Source organism: Pseudoalteromonas sp. S1727, from assembly GCF_005886375.1.
GTDB lineage: Bacteria > Pseudomonadota > Gammaproteobacteria > Enterobacterales > Alteromonadaceae > Pseudoalteromonas > Pseudoalteromonas haloplanktis.
On the sequence record NZ_PNDT01000009.1, the window covers coordinates 1 to 20,627 of the forward strand.

Consider the following 20,627-nt stretch of genomic DNA (forward strand, 5'->3'; position numbering starts at 1 on the left):
GCAATAAATAAATTTATTGCTGTTGGTCACTCAGTTTCAATTGAGACTCTAAATTTGTTTGCGTTACTACCTAAGTAGCTTCGCTGTTAGAACTCAATCTGTACGAGTGCCCACACAGATGATTGCTTTATATTGTTAAAGAACGTTTGAGTTGCCTTGGCGACTCAAGGGAAGCGAATTTTACGCTTTCCTATTTTTTTGTCAACACTTAATTTTAAACTTTATTAAAAATCTAAACTCAAGTTTTACTCGACTTACTAAGTGACTTACTTGGCTCGCTATGCGTTGCCTGCTCTGCCGTCTCAGTGGGGTCCCATTATAGGGCGCCGCGAATTTTACGCAAGCGTTTTTTAATAGAAACATAAAAAAAAGCGAACTTCGCACAAAAAACGCACTAAGACACATAAAACATGTAGTTCACTGAATAAAAAACAGACAAACTTTTCTCGAGAGGATCTTAAGTATTACTTAGGTTTTGTATTTAGCAAGTTTTTAGTATAAAAAAACACCACAGTGGCGTGGTGCTTTTATTGTCTGCTACAAAACTTCCTTAATATAGTATGCTGTAGAGCTTTCTACGATATTTTGCGGCTAAGCTATCGCCATCAGGTAAAGACGCTATTACATCTAAAAAAGTAGGCTTTGCTTGAGCAAAATTTAAATCTTTTTTCAAAATGTTAAAAAGTAGCTCTAACGCTTCTTCTTTGCGACCAGCCTGATTTAATGCGTCAGCAAGCTCGGCTTTAATTTCTAAATCATTCGGGTATTTTTCAACCTGAACTTGCAATGCTTTTATTTCTGGTGATTCTTGTGCTAAAAGAGCCTGCTCGCATTTTGCTTGAATATTTGTAAAGTAAGCATCACGCTCATTTTCTGCTACAGATGCCAGTAGTGCTTGCGCATCATCAAGCTTATGTATTTGTATACAGATATCTGCCAACACCAATTTAATTCGTGCATTGGTAGTGTCTAATTCGTAAGCTTGCTTTGCATAATTGAAGGCACTATTAAGATCTTGTGCTATTAAAGCCTGTTTAGCTTGCTCTAGCAGTAATTCGTGTTGTGCTGGTAAATGCTTAGCTAACACATCGCGTATTTGTTGCTCAGACTGTGCCCCCGCTAACATATCAACTGGCGCAGAATCTTTCAAAAACACAAGAGTTGGCAGTGTTTGCAAACCAATTTGTTGTGCTAATTGCGCAGCTAATTGCTGTTCAATATCACAATCTAACGTTGCAACGAGTAAATGCTCACCGTATTGGCCGACAATTTTTTCTAAAATGGCTGCTTGCGATTGACACTCAGGGCTCTGTGCAGAGTAAAAGCTAAGTAGTACCAGTTTTTGCTGTGAAGTTTCACCTAGTACTTGTTGCAGGTTTTGCGGATTAACATTGACCATATTATTCATTACGATTGATTGCCATATCAGACTATTTAGGGTTTTATATGGTGGCAGATATAATAATTACAAGCCCCGCTCACAAGCCATAAATCAAAAAGGTCTTTTATGAAATTTCACAAACTTTACGCCGCCCTACTTTTTATAAGTCCACTGGTCAGCGCCACGACGTTAGATCTCAAGCTAGATAAAACCATGCCTGCAATTGAAAAGTTTTACTTAGATTTACACCAGTCCCCCGAACTTTCTTACCGCGAGCAACAAACAGGACAGAAAATAGCAAAACAACTCAAACAACTTGATTTTAAAGTCACTGACAATGTTGGTGGGTTTGGCGTAGTCGGAATTTATAAAAATGGTGATGGTCCAACAATTATGATCCGCACTGATACCGATGGTTTACCTATTATTGAGCAAACTGGCAAACCATATGCGTCTAAGGTCACTGTTACTAATGAGCATGGTGCGACTGTTGGTGTAATGCATGGCTGTGGCCACGATATTCATATGAGTTCATTCATTGGTACTGCTCAGCAGTTAGTGAAGCATAAAAATGCATGGCAAGGTACTTTAATGATGGTAGCACAACCTGCAGAGGAAGTGGGGGGTGGCGCTAAAGCAATGCTCAAAGAGGGGTTATTCTCTAAATTCCCCACTCCTGATCATGTTATTGCTCTGCATGTCAGTGCCAGCGTACCCGCAGGAAAAGTCAGTATGAAAAACGAGTACACCATGGCAAGTGTCGATTCTGTTGATATTACAGTCAAAGGAAAAAGCGGTCATGGTGCTTATCCACACACTACGATTGATCCTGTGGTCATTGCATCACGCATCGTATTAGCACTACAAACCATCACTAGCCGTGAGCTTTCACCGTTAGAGCCATCAGTAATAACTGTTGGCTCTATCCATGGTGGCTCTAAACATAATGTCATTTCTGATGAAGTGAAATTACAACTTACTTTACGCAGTTATAACCCTGAAGTGCGTTTACAACAAATTGCAGCAATCAAACGTATTTCACAAGGGATTGCATTAAGCGCTGGCTTAGAAGAATCGCTTATGCCAGAAGTGTTTGTGCATGAAGATGAATCAATTCCCTCAACTTATAATAACCCTGCACAAACAAATATTGTTCGTAGTGCAATTAGTGCTGCAATTGGTGCTAGTAATGTACTAGAAACAGAAGCGGTAATGGCTGGGGAAGATTTTGGCTTGTATGGTCGAACTGACAAAAATATTCCCATCACCTTATTTTGGTTAGGTGGAGTTGAACAAGCTCAATACGCTGCGGCACAAAAATCAGGGACCACTTTACCATCATTGCATTCAAGTAAATTTGCACCTGATTATAAAGTAGCACTGCCAACAGGAATAAAAGCGATGAGTAATGCTGCCGTTGCGTTATTTAATCAGTAAATCCGCTAAGCCGATTTAGATTTAGGCTTTCTTTTAAAACGTCGCTTTGGCGGCGTTTTTGGTAAGTGCGCAAAGGCTTGGCTATTACATTGCCCTGCTTGATCGATAAAATGCGATAAATCACTCAGTAGTGGTGTTAAAAACTGCTGATAACTCAGTCGTTGCTCGGCAATATCACCTAATGATGCTTCCCATTTTGCAGTTAAGTCGGGGCTAGCTAACCCCTCTGGTAGAACTGCAATTAACGCTTTACCAGTTTGTGTTGCCAAAATTGATTTACCTTGACGCTGTAAAAACCGTCGCCTAAACAATAGCTCTAATATACCAGCTCGGGTAGCCTCCGTTCCAAGGCCATCTGTTTCTTTTAAAATTTTCTTGATATCTGGGTTTTTGACATAACGGCTTATCCCTGTCATCGCGCTTAGTAAGGTGGCATCAGTGAAATGTGCCGGTGGCGTGGTCATTTTATCGATAATCTCACCATGGCTACAATGAAGTACTTGCCCTTTAACCAATGGCGGTAATCTTTGCTGATCTTTAAGCTCAGATCGACCCATCAGCACTTTAAAACCAAGTTCAACATCTTGTTTAGCATTAGCCTTAAATAAACCACCCGCGATGGTAACCTCAACTTTCGTTTCATTAAAAACATAATCAGGATAAAACTGAATGAGATAATGACGACAAATCAAGCCATACACTTTTGCTTCATCAGCATTCAAACTTACTGACTTTAACTGCTTAGCCGTGGGTATGATTGCATGATGCGCAGCAACTTTAGCATCATTAAAACATTTACTGCGAATAGCGGTATCAGCGCCTTGGCAAACTGCGTTACTTTGCCCGCCATTAGTCGCAATTGCTTTTATAATGCTTGCAGCTTCCCGGTGGTGATCTTTTGGAAGATAACGGTTATCTGAACGAGGGTAGGTGATAAGTTTATGGCGTTCATATAACACTTGGCAAATATCTAGTACCTTTTGCGCAGGCATTGTAAATGCCTTAGCAGCGTCTATTTGCAAAGCTGACAAGTTATAAGGTAAAGGCGCTTGTTGTTTTTTTTGCTTTTGCTCAAGTGCCGTCACTTTGCCAGGTTGATCTGTGATACGTGATGCAACATTTTCAGCAAGACCGCGATGCAGCACTCGCCCCTCTTCATCTTGATAAGGTTCACACGCTTTGCTTGGTTGCCACTTTGCAGTAAATGGCTCTTTATTTTCGGTGCTTAAATGGGCTAATACTTCATAAAAAGGTTTAGCGACAAAATTAGCAATTTCGTTATCACGCTGAACCACCAACCCTAATATTGGTGTTTGTACTCGCCCAACAGAAAGCACGTTGCCAAACCCTGCTTTTTGCCCAGCTAAGGTATAAGCACGCGTTAGATTCATGCCAAACAACCAATCAGCACGAGAGCGTGCCAGTGCAGAAACACTTAGAGGAATAAAATCACGATTGGTACGCATACTCGCTAATGCTTTTTTTACCGCACTGACGTTTAAATCACTGATCAATAACCGTTGAATACTGTGTTTTTTGGCCTGTGATAATTTGACTTGTTCAATGACTTCATCTACAAGCAATTGGCCTTCTCTATCCGGATCGCCAGCGTGAACAAGCTGTTCGGCTTGTTTGATTAACTTTTTAAGTACTGTAAGCTGTTTACGAGTTTTTGACTTTGCTTTTAACTGCCATTGCTGTGGCACTATAGGTAAATCATCAAAGCGCCATTTTTTATATTGCTCATTATAATCGTCAGGTTCGGCTTGCTCTAGCAGATGGCCAATACACCAAGAAACGCAATCACCATTGGCTACTTCAATATAGCCATCATGCTTTTTATGCGGCTTTGGGAGGGCATCGGCAATCGCACGACCAAGGGATGGTTTTTCAGCAATGTATAATTTCATAGCAAGCCACAACAACTGTTTATATAAACAGTAGTCTAGCACACATAAATTTACTGGGAAATATTAACCTTGTTTGACGTTTCCGATTTACGGGATAATAAGTAAATCAATGGTAGATAACACACCACCACTGTTGCAGTATTAATGATAGGTAGCAGTGTTTTATACATCATCGTGCTGTAGGAGAGATCCCACAAGTGACGATCAACCAAACGAAATAATTGTAATAAGGGTGCAGCTATAACTACAAGTTGGCCAATGACACTTTGCCAAAGGTACACCTTATCTTTAATTCCTAAGTAGGCAATCAAAGCCATCCACGCTAGATCGTTAAATGCCCAAACTACGTAACGCCAAATATAAGGGTCATCAAATTCTCTTAGGCTTGAATAAATCACGGCCCCATACGAAAAGAAAAAAGCTGTAATCAAGACGAATCGAAATGCCAGCCAATCCTTACGTAAATAAAATACAAAAATAGCTGGTAGTAAAAATAACACCCAGCTATATTCAAGCATAAAAATTACATTGTTCACCCAATTAGGCATTGGCGTTACTTAACATTCTTCTCTTCTTCATCGCCACCAGAACCATTGCCCGGCATATAGCTATATATATCAACCTTTTTCATACGTCACTCCGTTACACTTGTTAAAAAGTCACTTTAAGCTAAATTAGGTACTTTGCCAAGCATCATTGACGAACATCTATTGGATCAGATTCTTTTGCCTTCCCTTGCATGATTGATATTTCTACGCGGCGATTACGACGTCTATCTGCGTCAGTTTCATTAGGAACTAATGGCCGTGTTTCTGCATGGCCAACTACAACCATACGAGTTTTATCAAAGCCTTGTGCTTTTTGCATTTCGCTTGCTACCGCAACAGCTCGTTTTGATGACAAGTCCCAATTATTGGTATACAGCTCATTAGATACTTGAAAGTCATCAGTATGGCCCGAGACCGTAATTTCACCTGGCACATCTTTTAACAGCGTGGCTATATCACGAATAATAGGTTTGAATTTAGGCTGTAAAAAGGCACTGCCAGAAGGAAATGAACCATTTTCGCGAATACGAATAATAATTTGCTGACCTAACGATTCCAGTTCAATCGCCCCATCCATTATTTGCTGTTCTAATTGCTGCGCTATTTTTTTCACCAGCTCATTAACTTGCTCTTGATCGGCTGCAGCAATTGATTGCTCAGAGGCTTGTTGTTGCGCAGTACTTTGCGACTCACCACCGCGCTTGTTACCACGTTGTTCTTGACGCCCACCCGCAGAGCTTTCATCACCCGCCTGAAATTCTAACATTTGCTGGGTCATTTCCACAGTTTGCTGTTGAATGGTTTCTATCGGAGTAGGTTCAGGTTTACCTGGGGTGAATTCCATGGCAATCACCGATGTCCCTTTGGGGATATCTTTTACTTCTATTTTATTTTGCACACCAAAAGCAAACTTCATCGAGCCCGCGATTTGTTTAAATTTCAGCACATCCATTTCTGAAAACGCGAGCAAAAGCACAAAAAAGCACATCAACAATGACATTAAATCCGCAAACGTCCCCATCCAAGCAGGAAGTCCTGGTGGTGGGCACTTGCACTCTTGCTCAGACATGCTTACTCCTCAGTATCGACTTTTCTTTTTGATTCAGCGAGGTAGTTTTTCAAAATGCCTTCGATAACTTTTGGATTCTGACCATCTTGAATACCTAACACAGCATCTAAAATCAAACGCTGGTTCATTGCTTCTTCGTCTTTACGTAGCTCTAATTTAACTTGAATTGGTATCGCCACTACGTTGGCTAAAAATGCACCATATAGGGTTGTTAAAAGTGCGACCGCCATTGCCGGGCCAATTGCTTTAGGGTCATCCATATTAGATAGCATTGCCACCAAACCTATAAGTGTACCAATCATGCCCATAGCAGGGGCAATATCGGCAAGCGCTTTAAATAAGCCCGCTCCCGATTCATGGCGAGTAGAAGTCAGTGCAATATCTTTTTGTAGTGTCGCTCTAACCACATCAGCATCATGACCATCGACAAGCATATCGACGCCCTTACGCATAAATGCATTTGGTATTTCAGCTTCTTCGAGTGCTAAAAACCCTCCTTTACGTGCTGAATCAGCAAGCTCAACGGCTTTTTCGATAAGCTCTTCGGGAGATTCGATTTTAAACATAAACGCTTTGGCAGCAACTTTACCAATGCCAAAAAACTGGCTCATTGTATAATTTGATAACACGATAAAAATCGAGCCACCAAATACAATCACTACAGACGGAGTATTGTAGAACATCGCCACTTCGCCGCTGCTACTCAAAAACATGGACATGACAATCAAGCCAATAGCGCCGAGAATACCTATAATGGTTGCTAAATCCACTTACCCCTCCAAAGGAACTCATGCTTTACTGCCCGCGACAGTAAATTTTTATTATTAACTGCTTATCGGCAATGTATTGAATTACTTAAACCATTTACTGAAAAAAATGAAATGAAAACGTTTAGCTCTATTTGGCATTTTAATCTACCACGCTTAACCTGCAAGGTTTAAATCTGAGTAAAAGCATTTAATCAGTGACAAGAATATAGTTTATTATTCAAAAAAAACGCATCAGCCTTTGACCTAGTTTAGCATTCCCCCTAAAATTGGCCTCACATTTCTATCATCTAAGTTGAATCCACTATGGCGACTAAAAAACCAGAGAACCTAAGCTTTGAGCAAGCGCTTGAAGAATTATCCTTAATCGTCACAGAAATGGAGCAAGGTGAGCTTTCGCTTGAACAATCATTAAAACAATTTGAACGCGGTATTGCTTTGGCTGGCGCATCATCTAGCAAGTTGCAACAAGCAGAACAAAAAGTCGCTATTTTGATGGGTAATGATAGTCAGTCACCGCTTACTAACTTTGATAATGATTTGGAATAACGAGTGTTAATAACAGAGCAAATAAAATGCGCTCAACGTGATGTTGAAGCCACTCTCAATCGGTATTTTGAGCAACCATTGGATACAGAGGATAGTATCAAACAGGCAACTCATTATAGTGTTTTAAATGGCGGTAAACGGCTACGACCATTTTTAGTATACGCCACAGGCAGAATGCTTGGCGCAAAGCATCAGGATTTAGATGTGTTAGCCGCCGCCATAGAATGCATTCATAGTTACTCGTTAGTCCATGATGACTTGCCTGCAATGGATGATGATGATTTACGCCGCGGTCGCCCTACTTGCCATATTGTGTATGGTGAAGCCCAGGCAATTTTAGCAGGAGATGCCCTGCAAACACTGGCATTTGATTTAATAGCCAATCATGTATTTGATGTTCCCGCTCAGCAGCAACTAAAAATGATTGCAACACTTGCCAAAGCATCGGGCATTGAAGGTATGGTTGGTGGTCAAGCATTGGATATTGTCGCAACAAACAAAGCGGTGAGTCTTGCTGAACTTGAGCGAATTCATCAACTAAAAACAGGGGCTTTGCTAAACTGCGCAATCACCTTAGGGGCACTGTGTGCAAAAGGGGTTGAGCAAAAAACATTAATACAATTAAAACAGTTTGGTGATGCAATTGGACTGGCTTTTCAGGTACAAGACGATATCCTAGACATCGAAGGCGACACCCAAGTACTAGGAAAACCACAAGGCTCCGATGTTGCGGCCAATAAAGCAACCTACCCTGCACTACTTGGGCTAGCTGGTGCAAAACAAAAAGCTCAACTTTTACTTGAGCAAGCACTGCGTGCTTTAGCTGACATTGACGCAGATACCACAGAGCTTGAGCATTTAGCAAAATATATTGTTGAGCGAGAGTATTAAGCTAGATTCAGCATTTATTAGCAAATAATGATGTACAAAATAACTAAAAAACCAGAGTAACATTGCGTTATAATGATGCCTGGTTAGCGAAGGATGTATTAAAAATCATGACACTTGATAGTAGCAAGTATCCATTATTAGGTTTGGTTGACGAACCAGCCCAACTGCGTGATTTAGCGCAACAAAAATTACCTGCATTTAGCAATGAGCTGCGTGATTATTTACTTAACTCAGTGTCGCAAAGCAGTGGTCACCTTGCATCAGGCCTAGGTACTGTGGAGCTAACGGTTGCATTACACTATGTGTACAATACTCCTGAAGACCGTTTGGTATGGGATGTAGGTCATCAAGCTTACCCGCATAAAATCTTAACGGGTCGTCGCGATCAAATGCATACTATTCGCCAAAAAGATGGCTTACACCCTTTTCCATTTCGTGAAGAAAGCCAATACGATACCTTTAGCGTGGGCCACTCAAGCACTTCAATTTCTGCGGCTTTAGGCATGTCTATTGCTGCGCAAAAAGAAGGCAAAGGTCGTAAAACAGTCGCCGTCATTGGCGATGGTGCAATCACCGCAGGCATGGCATTTGAAGCAATGAATCACTTAGGTGATGTAAAGTCGGATATGTTAATCATTTTAAATGATAACGAAATGTCGATTTCAGAAAATGTGGGAGCACTCACAAACCACTTTGCACGCATTTTATCAGGCAGTTTTTATACAAACATTCGTGAAGGCAGTAAAAAGCTACTCTCAGGTGTACCACCTGTAAAGCAATTAGCGAGTCGTATGGAAGAACATTTAAAAGGTATGGTTATTCCAGGCACTTTTTTTGAAGAGCTGGGCTTAAACTATATCGGTCCTATCGACGGTCACGATGTAAATATGTTGGTAGATACATTACGTAATATGCGTAATTTAAAAGGCCCACAGCTACTTCACATCAAAACGCAAAAAGGAAAAGGCTATAAACCTGCTGAAGCCGACCCAATTGGTTATCATGGTGTACCAAAGTTCGACCCTGCTATTTCAAGCTTACCAAAATCAACACCTGGCGCAGCCACCTTTTCTAAAGTATTTGGCGACTGGCTATGTGATATGGCAAACCAAGATAGCAAATTGATGGCCATCACCCCTGCAATGCGTGAAGGCTCTGGAATGGTGCGTTTTTCGAAAGAATATCCTAAGCAGTACTTTGATGTTGCTATTGCTGAGCAACATGCGGTTACCTTAGCGGCTGGTTTTGCGTGTGAAGGCTTAAAACCCGTTGTTGCTATTTATTCTAGCTTTTTGCAACGCGCCTATGATCAGCTTATACATGATGTAGCACTGCAAAACTTACCAGTACTATTTGCCATTGACCGTGCTGGTATTGTGGGTGCCGATGGCGAGACCCACCAAGGTGCATACGATTTAAGTTTTATGCGCTGTATTCCAAACATGATCATCATGGCGCCAAGTGATACCAATGAATGCCGGCAAATGCTTTACACCGGTTATCGTTGTAACAGCCCTGTCGCTGTGCGCTACCCTCGTGGTAGTGCTGGTACCACCGAAATAAGCGAGCAAATGACTGAGCTTGAGATCGGTAAAGGCCGTGTAATTAAACAAGGTGCTAAAATCGCGATTTTATCTTTTGGTACTTTACTTGAAAATGCTCAATTAGCAGCAAAAGAGCTCAACGCCAGTCTCGTCGATATGCGTTTTGTTAAGCCACTAGATAGCGCATTAATCGACAGTTTATTAGCTGATCATGAGGTGCTTGTAACACTTGAAGATAATGCCATAGTTGGCGGTGCAGGCTCTGCTGTGAATGAATATTTAGCCGCAATAAAAGCAAATGTCAGCATCCTAAATTTAGGGATTCCCGATGAATTCATCAAGCATGGCACACAAGAGCAAATGCACGATGAAATGGGCTTAGGTTCACAAGGCATACTCAACAGTATAACTAGTTTTATTACTGACTAAGCGATGTAACGAGTAAATCACTCGAGAAAGTCTGGTTAAATAATAAAAAGGAGCATGGCTCCTTTTTTATTATAAAAATCATAATATTAAAAAAACTTCAAGTTATTTCCATTTTTTTGCATCCAATTATTTCTCTGCCACGTTTATTCACTGAGGTTAACTCGTGAGCAAAGCGTTCACGCTTTTATATAATACCAATCGACTTAAATATTTAGCCTTTCTAGCGTGCTAAATAAAGCGCTAACGGCGTTATAAATTTTTCATGTGGAACAACTACACATTAAAATTTATGCCTTGTTATCACTCTATTTATCCGTCGCTATAAATGACTAATAACTTAACACGATTGATATAAGCTGTTCTAAGCAAAACTCTTTGTATGTTCACATTTGATGGAATATTTAAGAAGGTACAAACTATGAAAACGTTTAAATCAGAGGCAACAACTCAGTCTATCCACACTCAATCAATGGCAGGTAAACTCTGCTTATCGGCACTTACTTTAGCAATTGTGTTTAGTTTAACTGGCTGTGATGGTGACGACGGCAACGATGGTGTAGCAGGAGCTCAGGGTATAGCTGGAGTTGCAGGCACTAACGGAACAAATGGTACCGACGGCACAAATGGCAGTGACGGTACTGATGGGGCTGATGGCACCACAGGTTTTGCAGCGGCAACCTTTATCCTCGCTAATAATGGTACCGATAACGCAGGTACAGTAGACCTAATAGACCAAAATGCTGCGAAATTAAAAACATTTAATAGTGGTGCGAATGAAGGTGTTGCCTTTGATGGCTTAGGTAATTTAATACAAGCCAGTGACTCTGGTAATGGTGCTATTAGCACAGTTTGCCAAGTTTTGAGTCGTGCAGACGGCACAATGTTTGACAGCAACCGTGACCGCACTATTACGGGTAGTACTACTACCTTAGTCAACCCTAAAGGTATTCATGTATCGACTAAACGTGGACTTATTTTTGTCGCTGACTTTAATGCCATGCAGATCACTGTTTTTGGCGCTACCGCAGCGGGTGATGCAACACCTTTAGCAAGCACAGTCACAGACGCAAAACCGTGGGATGTTACTTATGATGATGTAAACGATCGTTTATATGTGGCGCTAACCAATGGTGATGTGGGTGTATACGACAATTATGTTGATGGTGGCTTTGTCGCAATGCCTACACGTACTATCACCCCAAGTAATGAAGCCGGTGAGAAAATATCAGTCAACATTCATGGTATTGCTTATGATGCTCACACCAATAAATTAGTGCTTTCTGATGTCGGTAGTGCCAGTGATGCAACCGATGGCGCTTTGTTTGTGATCAATAATGCCTCTCTTGCAGATGGTAATATCAGCGTTGCACGTAGCATTGCAGGCCCAGCAAGTATGCTTGGTAACCCTGTTGATATAAGCTTAACAGGCAGCGACCTGCGCGTCGCTGAGAAATCAAATGACGCGGTACTGGTATTTAGTAATATCTTTTCCGGCGCTAGCGGCGATATCAGTCCAGATAGCGTTACTGCGACTATTAAGCCAGAATCAATAACAGAAACAGTTATGCACAATGACATGGCGGACGTGTCGGATAGCTATATAGCTAATATGCCATTAATGGCTGTTGCCGTCAGCAGCAACCCTGGCACTGCCGGCCCTACAACTGGGCAAATATCACGTTTAAATGCGCCACTTACCAGTGAGTTAGGCAATTTTAATGCAAACCAAACAATTGAAAGCGTTACTTTTGATAAAGCAGGTAATAGTTATGCGACCTTTGATAACAGCACCACCTCTACCGGTGGAATTGTCATTGCAAATAAAGTCGCCATGCATCGTGATGGTGAGGTATTTACGCTCAGTCAAGATTCAATTATTAGTGGTTCAAATACAGGCCTAATCTCTCCTAAAGGTTTAGATGTAGCATCAGACAGTGGGTTAGTTTTTGTTGCTGAAAATAACGCCGCCACCCCCGGAATTTTAGTATTCTCTACTTGTACCACTGGTGATGCAAGCCCACTAATCACACTGACACCAAGTAACAGCGCACGCCCTTGGGATGTCGATTACGATGTTGTCACGGACCGAGCATTTGTTGCATTAACCAATGGTACTATTGCCGTATTCGATGAAGTAAAAAGAAAACTTATGGCAGGTATGAGTGTAATTACAGGGGAAGATCGCTTGATCACACCCGCAACCGCTGGCACAGCATTCCCTGCTCCAACGAATATTCATGGGATAGATTATGATCCACTCAGTGATTCGTTAATCGTATCGGATGTAGGCAGTGCAGCAGACGCCACTGATGGCAAGCTATTTGTATTAAATAATGCTGGTACTAGCTCTGGATTGAGCAATGTCAGTGTCAATATCGCAGGCCCGGCGACTATGCTTGGTAACCCTGTCGATATTATGTTTACAGGCAACCACCTTTATGTGGCCGAGAAATCAAATAGTTTAGTCATGCGCTTTGATAATATTTTAAATAGCCCAGGTGGTGATGTTGCTGCTAACTTAAGCTACTCATTCACAGCCCCTGAGTCAGTCGCTATTTTACCCGCTTGGTTAAACCACTAACCCATCAAGGGCAGCAACTTAACTGCCTTTAGTTGGCCTCCCAATGCCTTAACGTTATACGTTAGGGCATTTTTATTACTCTGTATTTTAACTAGCGCATCCATACTTTGATATCAGCTAACCCGTTGGCCTGCAAAACGCTCAACTGCTGCTCAATATTATTGGTTTGTTCAAATTCAAAGGCATCTAACTGCTCATCAAAAGTGATGTTTGCAACGCCATCGCCACCACGTTTTTTTACTTGATGCAGTGCAATATCCGCTAAGTTAACGGATGTTTCCCAACCAATTACTTGGCCACCAAGTAATGGCAATGGGTAAAATGAGAAGCCAATGGATGCTGTTAAGCTAATAGTGTCGCCACTAGGAAGCCTAAAGGAATGTTCTGCAATTACTTTACAAAGCTCTGCAACATAACTATCGATGGCGCTGCGTTTAAAGTCACGCAATAGCAGTAAAAACTCATCACCACTCCAACGCGCTACATAATCTGAACCCTGAGTTCGCGAGTTGAGTAAAGCAGCCATCTGCTGTAAGCAACTGTCGCCACCTAATGGGCCATGCGCGTCATTAATGCGGCTAAAATTATCAAAATTAATGATCAACAGCACTAAGGATTTTCCCTGCGCCTGCAGTGATTGCGAATTACGCTGGAAGTGCTCTATATCTTTTGGTAGCTGATCAAATAAGAATCGCCGACTTCTAAGCCCTGTTAACTCGTCAGAATGACTCATCAGCTTCAACTGTGAATTAACCTGATTAAGCTTATCATTTGCTTGGCGTAACTCACCGGTGCGTTCTGTGATCAGACTTTCAAGTGCCATTTGTTTACGGCGCTCTTGTCTTCTAAACGCCCAGAACACCAGGTAAAATAACAAAATAAAGCTACCAGTGATCAGCAACCTAAAATAAATTGTTTCATCAAACCGCCTTGGCACCACAAATGAATACTCTGTACGCTGTGCCTTTTGCCACCCTTCACCTTGGCGTTTAGCCTCAAGTTGAAATAAAAATGCCCCTGGTGGTAAGTTTGTATAAATCGCTTCACGACGGGTATTGGCATAACGCCAATCACTATCAAGGCCAGTTAAACGATAACGGAATTCAATACTGGTGGGAGCATAATAATCTATTGCCGTGTATTTTAAAGTGATATCACGCTCATCAGTTTCTAACTGAGGATTGCGCCCTAATGCCGCAGTGGCAAGCTTGCGTAACCCTGTATTTAAATTCTCAACTTTTGGTTGTAATGGTTTAATACCAAATAGTTCAATGTCCTTAGGAATTTCAACCACACCTTGCAAGCTTGGATACCAAATCGAATTACCCGACTCAGCCACCGCATCATGGCCAAGGCCGGTACAACATTGGCTTGCTTTACCATCAAGTTGACGATCGTATGATGAAATCACTTGCTCTACTTTTAGGCTTTCAATATCACCGCTAAATTGCTCAACAGGCATACGGTAAACGCCCTTCATGGTACTCACCCAAATGCGCTTAAGCTTCTCATCATAGCGTAAACTAAAAATAGAGCCATAAGGCAAGCCATTGGTTGCATCTAATTGACGCCAATGTCCTTGTCCACTGCGATAAAACAAACCATCATTTAATGAGCCGATCAAGATTCCGACCCCATCGATATTGAGAATACTGGTAACATAAGCGCTCTCAAGACTGGTTTGATCGCCAATTTTTTCAATCCCACGATCAGTAAAGTAATAAGCACCTTTACTGGTACCTATAAGGCCAAAATTAGCCTCATCAACAACATAGGTAATAAACTTACTGCCTAAAAAAGCGTTATATGCAAACGGTGTTAAACCACCGTAACTGAGTCGATACATTCCTCGCCCAGTACCAAGCCAAAAGCCGCCTTTACTAGAGCGGCTAATTGCAAACACCGGATTATCTCTTAAGGCACGTCCAGGGACTGCGAACAAGGTATTGTTTTCATAAAAATATACACCTCGACCAGTGGCGATATATAAGCGCGATCCATCAAACTGTAAATCATGCACAGCTGCACGACCATATTGATTACTGGGAATTTGATTAATGAAGTTTTTATCGAGGTCAAAATAACCTACTCCACTGCGATTTGCCACCCATAAACGCCCATCAGGGGCTTGGCTGATAGCCATTACCGCTTCGGTCATTTGCGATATTGCAGAGTGACGTTCAATACGCCCTTCATGGGCAAGCCATAAGCCTTCACTAAAACTGGCAAGCCAAATATTATTATCATTATCGCGAAATAAATCGGCAAACCAAATACTTTGGTCAAGTTGGCTGGGCTCAACCCATTGCCAATCACCTGAGTTATCACGAAATAATAATCGCCCATAGGTCGAAATCCATAAAGCGCCGTCAGAGTCGCTCATAAACTTATAAACCGCGGAGTTATTAGCATTCGGCAGTGGGAAAGGTCTTAATTCATCATCTAAATCTAAAAAGTAGGCACCGAGCTCTGAAGCCAAATATAAATTACCTTCAAGCCAAGCTAAATCATGGATTATGGTTTGCGCTAAGCGCTCTGGGAGCGATATTTTTGCAGTTAACTCTAAACGCAACTTAGCAAAATCAGAAGACGAGTTTGTCAAGCGTAGTAAGTAACGCTCGTTTACCAGCCAAATACCTTCTGGCGATAATGCCAACTGACTCACCGTACCAGCAATTTGTTTTACAGAACTGGCTGTTACTACAGGCGTGTAAGAGTCATATTTGCTATTGAGGTTGATTTGATTGCGAGACACAAAATATAAACCATTGGCTGCGATCCATAAGCTGCCTTTAGCGTCTTCTATAATATCGCGCACAGGGCCTTTTACAGCAAATTCTTGCGCCGCCATTGTGCTTGGATCAATAACGACAAGGCCATCTTTGGTCCCAATCCATAAATAGCCTTCACTATCGACCAGTAATTTATTGATACCATTACTGGGCAAAAAATGGCTATTTAAAGTGTTGTAGTTAGTGAATGTATTACCGTCAAAGCGACTGAGACCAAATTGAGTGCCTAACCACATATAGCCTTGCCCATCTTGCACCACACTTTTCAGTGATTGCGAAGGTAAGCCGTTTTGCATATTCCATTGCTTTACAACATAGTCAGTAATTGACGCCTTACTTGGCATACTGCATAACAGCACAATAATAACCAATAAAAACCGCATCATAACGTCAACACCTCGTTGCAAAACTAAGGTTAAAAGGGCAAATAACCCATTTTAAACAATGCCTGAACACAAATTAAAGAAAATATACCCGCTAAAACATCATCAGCCATAATACCTAAGCCGCCGTGTAAGCGTTTATCGAGTATTCTGATCGGCCCAGGTTTAACGATATCAAAAAAGCGAAACAGGACAAAACCAACTAATAAAGATTGCCAGCTGATCGCGGCACCTATCATGGTAATGTAAAAGCCGGCCACTTCGTCCCACACAATTGCAGGATGATCATGCACCCCAAGATCATCAGCGGTTTTTCCACACGCCCAAAGACCAAAAACACTGATCACCACTGCAAACACTATTTGTAACCACAGTGGAAAATACATAGTAGTAAAAATAAACGGCAGTGCTGCAAATGTACCAAATGTACCTGGTGCTTTAGGTGCCAGCCCTAAACCAAAGCCCAAACCAAAGAATTGGTGAGGGCGTTTTAAATTAAATAACGCGGGTTTATTCAAACCGACTCCTTGGTGAAGTGCTCAAAACCAGTATGTTCATATGCTAGCTTTTCGCCATCAAGCATTAGCTCAATTTGCCCTTCACCACTTTTTATTTGACCAATACAGGCGGCATCAACCCCATATTGCTGTAATTTCACTTCCAACATGCTTTTATTACTATCAGGCACAGTAAAAAGTAACTCATAGTCATCCCCATAATTGAGAATAAAAGGCAGTTGCTGATTTTTATCTAAAGTAGCACGCATTGCATCTGAGGTTGGTATTTTATTAACATCAATACACGCACTTACTTGAGACATTGCCAGTACATGCCCTAAGTCTGCAACCAGTCCATCAGAGATATCAATAGCCGCCGATGCTAAGCCACGTAATACTTGTCCTGCTGCAACACGCGGTGTTGGATAATCAAAGCGCTGATTCATATAACTTAAATACTCGGGAGCGACTTTGATCCCTTGTTTACGCGCCTCAATAGCAAGGCCAGCATCACCTAGTGGCCCTGTAACATAAACCCAATCACCTACTTTAGCGCCACTTCGACGCAGGGCTTTACCTTCAGGCACGGTACCTTTTGCGCAAATAGTGATTGTTAACGGTCCTTGTGTGGTATCACCACCGATAATTTGCACGTTAAAGTATTCAGCAATTTCGTGCATACCTTCGGTGAACTCTTCAAGCCACTCAACGTCAATGCTAGGTAAGGTTAATGCCACTGAAACCCATGTAGGTTCAGCCCCCATTGCGGCTAAATCACTTAAATTTACCGCTAATGCACGGTGTCCTAAAGCACGTGGTGCAATGTCATCGAAAAAGTGTACGCCTGCGACTAGTGTGTCCGTGGTGACGGCTAGTTGACAATTCTCAGGCACAGTAACCAAAGCACAGTCATCACCAATCCCTAAATTAACATCACGGCGACTAATACCGCGACCTTTAAAGTAGCGATTAATTAATTCAAATTCCTTCATACACAAAAAAGCCGGCCTATGCCGGCTCTCCTTTTACGGTGCACATTACTTACGTAACTGCTTTACCGCTTTATCAAGTACACCGTTAACAAATTTATGGCTATCTTCAGCGCCAAAAATCTTAGCAAGTTCAATACCTTCATTGATAGCCACTTTATATGGTACATCTTCACGGAATTTCAGCTCATAGCTGCTTAAACGTAAAATTGCTTTTTCAACCATATCTAACTCATCAAATGGACGCGTTAAATGTGGCGATACAGCTTCATCTAGTTGCTTATGATTTACCGCAACACCACGCGAAAGATCTTTAAAGTATTCAACATCAATTTTAGTCACATCGTTTTCGATCAACATTTGTTGTTCAATATCGGCAATTGCATTGCCGCTAAGTTGCCAAGAATAAACGGCTTGAAGTGCTAAGATACGTGCTTTACGTCTTGCTGCTGGTTTCACAAAAATTCCTTAAACTTAAATTTTATCTAACACATTAACCATTTCAAGTGCACCTAAAGCAGCTTCACCGCCTTTGTTGCCCATTTTAGTGCCCGCGCGTTCAATCGCTTGCTCAATGCTTTCTGTGGTTAATACGCCAAATGCAACTGGGATATCATACTCAAGCGACACTTGCGCTAAGCCTTTATTAGACTCGCCTGCGACAAGATCAAAGTGTGGTGTTCCACCTCGGATCACAACGCCTAGAGCAATAATTGCATCATACTCTTTTTTTGCTGCAACGCGTTTCGCTGCTAAAGGTAATTCAACGGCGCCCGGTACATAAACTACCGTTATATCATCATCTGATACACCACCAGTACGTTTCAATTCATCAACAGCACCAGCTAAAAGGCTGCTACCAATAAAGTCATTAAAGCGAGAAATTACGATAGCGAATTTCTTACCCGGAGCGTATTTATTACCTTCAATAATTTTCATTCGATAACCCTAAAAAATAAGTTCAAGCGGTTGCGATTGCGCAAAAATTGCTGCGTATCATACCATATAAATAAAATAATAGCCTAGTTTAAGCGTCGTGCTTATTGTGGTTCAACGTAGTCAACCACTTCCAGATGAAAGCCTGATAGTGCATGGTACTTTTTAGGTAGACTCATTAAGCGCATTTTTTCGATGCCCAAGTCAGCCAAAATTTGTGAACCTACACCAACAGTGCGTGATGTTCCTTGGAACTTACGATGCGCCACTGTTTCACCAGCATCTTCCGCAGCAAAGGCTTTAACTGTCGCTTCTAATTCATCTGTACACTCTTGTTTACCAAGGATCACTAACACCCCTTGGTGTTTTGCGATATAAGCCATCGCATCTGATAAACCCCAGCTTCTATCGGCGCTGCGATCAGATAATAAAATGTCATTAAAGGTGCTTTGTAAATGTACGCGAACTAAGGTTGGTTCATTGGCTTTCACTTCGCCATTGAGCAATGCGTAATGCAATTGACCATCAATAGTGTCTTTATAAGTCACTAAATCAAACTCACCGTGCACAGTTGGCAATTTACACTTTGCCACTTGTTCAATCGTCGTTTCATTCATATTGCGGTATTCAATAAGGTCGGCAATAGTACCAATTTTGATATTATGCTGCTCGGCGAATACTTCTAAATCTGGACGGCGTGCCATAGTGCCATCGGCATTTAGGATTTCAACAATCACCGATGAAGGCTCTAAACCTGCTAAACGCGCTAAATCACAACCGGCTTCAGTATGCCCCGCACGAGTTAACACGCCACCTGGCTGTGCCATAATAGGAAAAATATGCCCTGGCTGTACGATATCACTTGGCACTGCACCTTTCGCAATGGCCGCTTGTACTGTACGTGCACGATCAGCAGCTGAAATACCTGTGGTCACCCCTTTAGAGGCTTCAATCGACATAGTAAAGTTAGTGGAAAATGCCGCACCATTATTTTTCACCATTAGTGGTAAATCGAGTTGTTCACAACGCTCTTGCGTCATGGTTAAGCAGATCAAACCACGGCCGTGAGTTGCCATAAAATTGATTGCTTCAGCACTGATATGTTCAGCGGCAATAATTAAATCACCTTCATTCTCTCTGTCTTCATCGTCCATCAATATAACCATTTTACCGGCTTTAATGTCATCAATAATTTCTTGTGCGCTGTGTAAATTCATAATCTGCTCGTGTAAGTTGTGGAGTTTATCAGGACTTAATAAAACCGGCTTGGGCGAGTAAGCTCATTGAAATATCAGAACTTGCTGGTTGCTCCGCCCCTTTGATCAAGCGCTCTAAATAGCGGGCAATTTGATCAACTTCGAGGTTCACTTGCGTGCCTACTTTAAAATCAGCAATCGTTGTTTGTTCGCTAGTATGCGGCACGATAGTCAATTTAAATTTATTATCTTCTACTGCATTAACCGTAAGGCTTATACCATCAATACAAACCGAGCCTTTGTAAGGTATGTATTTCATTAGTTGGGGATCGGTATTTAACCAGTACTCAGTCGCACGTGCATTGGCCGTAATAGCTGTAATGGTGGCAATTCCATCAACGTGCCCAGACACTAGATGCCCCCCCAGTCGCGACACCGGTTGCATCGCTTTTTCAAGGTTTACTTTTTGCCCTTGTTTATAATGGGCAAAGCCAGTTAACCCTATCGTTTCATTCGATAAGTCAGCGCTAAAGCCGTCGCTGTGCTTTGCCACTACGGTCAAGCACACACCATTTGTTGCAATGCTGTCACCTAAATTGACATCCGACATATCAAGGTTATTACTTTGAATGCGAATAGCTAAGTCGCCTTGTTTTTGCTGTAATTCGCTGATCGTGCCAGTCGCTTCGATGATCCCAGTAAACATAGTCGTTACTCTTTAAATAATT

17 protein-coding genes are annotated in these 20,627 nt (G+C 41.7%); 5 read left to right on the forward strand and 12 right to left on the reverse strand.

Annotated features, from left to right (window positions below):
- Window positions 1-550 precede the first annotated feature (550 nt).
- Window positions 551-1,408, reverse strand: coding sequence for a tetratricopeptide repeat protein (locus CWB85_RS02225; protein WP_016708064.1), 858 nt, complete (start codon window positions 1,406-1,408; stop codon window positions 551-553).
- 99 nt (window positions 1,409-1,507) lie between these two features.
- On the opposite strand from CWB85_RS02225, the gene CWB85_RS02230 reads away from it, so the two are divergent.
- Window positions 1,508-2,818 carry a M20 metallopeptidase family protein gene (locus CWB85_RS02230; RefSeq protein WP_138554000.1) on the forward strand — a complete coding sequence of 437 codons (1,311 nt, stop codon included), beginning with the start codon at window positions 1,508-1,510 and terminating at the stop codon, window positions 2,816-2,818.
- Between the two features lie 5 nt (window positions 2,819-2,823).
- On the opposite strand, the gene CWB85_RS02235 is transcribed toward CWB85_RS02230, so the two are convergent.
- The 4 genes from CWB85_RS02235 to pomA form a co-directional block, all read right to left on the reverse strand.
- Window positions 2,824-4,728, reverse strand: a complete 1,905-nt coding sequence (locus tag CWB85_RS02235) for a DNA topoisomerase III (RefSeq protein ID WP_138554001.1) — start codon at window positions 4,726-4,728, stop codon at window positions 2,824-2,826.
- A 50-nt stretch (window positions 4,729-4,778) separates the two neighbouring features.
- The gene (locus tag CWB85_RS02240) at window positions 4,779-5,276 is read right to left on the reverse strand and encodes a hypothetical protein (protein ID WP_016708067.1); all 498 of its coding nucleotides are present in this window, start codon (window positions 5,274-5,276) and stop codon (window positions 4,779-4,781) included.
- A gap of 145 nt (window positions 5,277-5,421) precedes the next feature.
- Window positions 5,422-6,345 (reverse strand): flagellar motor protein MotB, encoded by a 924-nt coding sequence (locus CWB85_RS02245; protein ID WP_016708068.1) that lies wholly within the window; start codon window positions 6,343-6,345, stop codon window positions 5,422-5,424.
- Window positions 6,346-6,347: 2 nt separating this feature from the next.
- Entirely contained in the window at window positions 6,348-7,115 is a 768-nt protein-coding gene (gene pomA / locus CWB85_RS02250) for a flagellar motor protein PomA (protein WP_016708069.1), read from the reverse strand.
- A gap of 303 nt (window positions 7,116-7,418) precedes the next feature.
- On the opposite strand from pomA, the gene CWB85_RS02255 reads away from it, so the two are divergent.
- From CWB85_RS02255 to CWB85_RS02270, 4 genes are all read left to right on the forward strand, one after another.
- Window positions 7,419-7,661, forward strand: a complete 243-nt coding sequence (locus CWB85_RS02255; protein ID WP_016708070.1) for an exodeoxyribonuclease VII small subunit — start codon at window positions 7,419-7,421, stop codon at window positions 7,659-7,661.
- A gap of 3 nt (window positions 7,662-7,664) precedes the next feature.
- The gene (gene ispA, locus CWB85_RS02260) at window positions 7,665-8,552 is read left to right on the forward strand and encodes a (2E,6E)-farnesyl diphosphate synthase (RefSeq protein WP_138554002.1); all 888 of its coding nucleotides are present in this window, start codon (window positions 7,665-7,667) and stop codon (window positions 8,550-8,552) included.
- A gap of 107 nt (window positions 8,553-8,659) precedes the next feature.
- Window positions 8,660-10,525: a 1-deoxy-D-xylulose-5-phosphate synthase gene (gene dxs, locus CWB85_RS02265; RefSeq protein ID WP_138554031.1), complete on the forward strand. Its 1,866-nt coding sequence runs from the start codon at window positions 8,660-8,662 to the stop codon at window positions 10,523-10,525.
- Window positions 10,526-10,943: 418 nt separating this feature from the next.
- Complete coding sequence (locus CWB85_RS02270; RefSeq protein ID WP_016708073.1) at window positions 10,944-13,106, forward strand: YncE family protein; 2,163 nt, start codon at window positions 10,944-10,946, stop codon at window positions 13,104-13,106.
- A 91-nt stretch (window positions 13,107-13,197) separates the two neighbouring features.
- Here the strand turns inward: CWB85_RS02270 and CWB85_RS02275 are convergent, their stop codons facing one another.
- The 7 genes from CWB85_RS02275 to CWB85_RS02305 all read right to left on the reverse strand — a co-directional run bounded on the left by CWB85_RS02275 (window position 13,198) and on the right by CWB85_RS02305 (window position 20,605).
- The gene (locus CWB85_RS02275; protein WP_016708075.1) at window positions 13,198-16,284 is read right to left on the reverse strand and encodes a ligand-binding sensor domain-containing diguanylate cyclase; all 3,087 of its coding nucleotides are present in this window, start codon (window positions 16,282-16,284) and stop codon (window positions 13,198-13,200) included.
- A gap of 29 nt (window positions 16,285-16,313) precedes the next feature.
- On the reverse strand, window positions 16,314-16,799 hold the full coding sequence (locus CWB85_RS02280; RefSeq protein WP_016708076.1) for a phosphatidylglycerophosphatase A family protein: 486 nt from the start codon (window positions 16,797-16,799) through the stop codon (window positions 16,314-16,316).
- A complete protein-coding gene (gene thiL, locus CWB85_RS02285; protein WP_029216092.1) occupies window positions 16,796-17,770 on the reverse strand; it encodes a thiamine-phosphate kinase in 975 nt (324 codons plus the stop codon). Before thiL ends, CWB85_RS02280 begins: the two co-directional genes overlap by 4 nt.
- A gap of 45 nt (window positions 17,771-17,815) precedes the next feature.
- Complete coding sequence (gene nusB, locus CWB85_RS02290; protein ID WP_016708078.1) at window positions 17,816-18,226, reverse strand: transcription antitermination factor NusB; 411 nt, start codon at window positions 18,224-18,226, stop codon at window positions 17,816-17,818.
- A gap of 15 nt (window positions 18,227-18,241) precedes the next feature.
- Window positions 18,242-18,706, reverse strand: coding sequence for a 6,7-dimethyl-8-ribityllumazine synthase (gene ribH / locus CWB85_RS02295; protein ID WP_016708079.1), 465 nt, complete (start codon window positions 18,704-18,706; stop codon window positions 18,242-18,244).
- A gap of 101 nt (window positions 18,707-18,807) precedes the next feature.
- Entirely contained in the window at window positions 18,808-19,920 is a 1,113-nt protein-coding gene (gene ribBA / locus CWB85_RS02300; RefSeq protein WP_016708080.1) for a bifunctional 3,4-dihydroxy-2-butanone-4-phosphate synthase/GTP cyclohydrolase II, read from the reverse strand.
- 28 nt (window positions 19,921-19,948) lie between these two features.
- Complete coding sequence (locus tag CWB85_RS02305) at window positions 19,949-20,605, reverse strand: riboflavin synthase (protein WP_016708081.1); 657 nt, start codon at window positions 20,603-20,605, stop codon at window positions 19,949-19,951.
- Window positions 20,606-20,627: the final 22 nt, after the last annotated feature.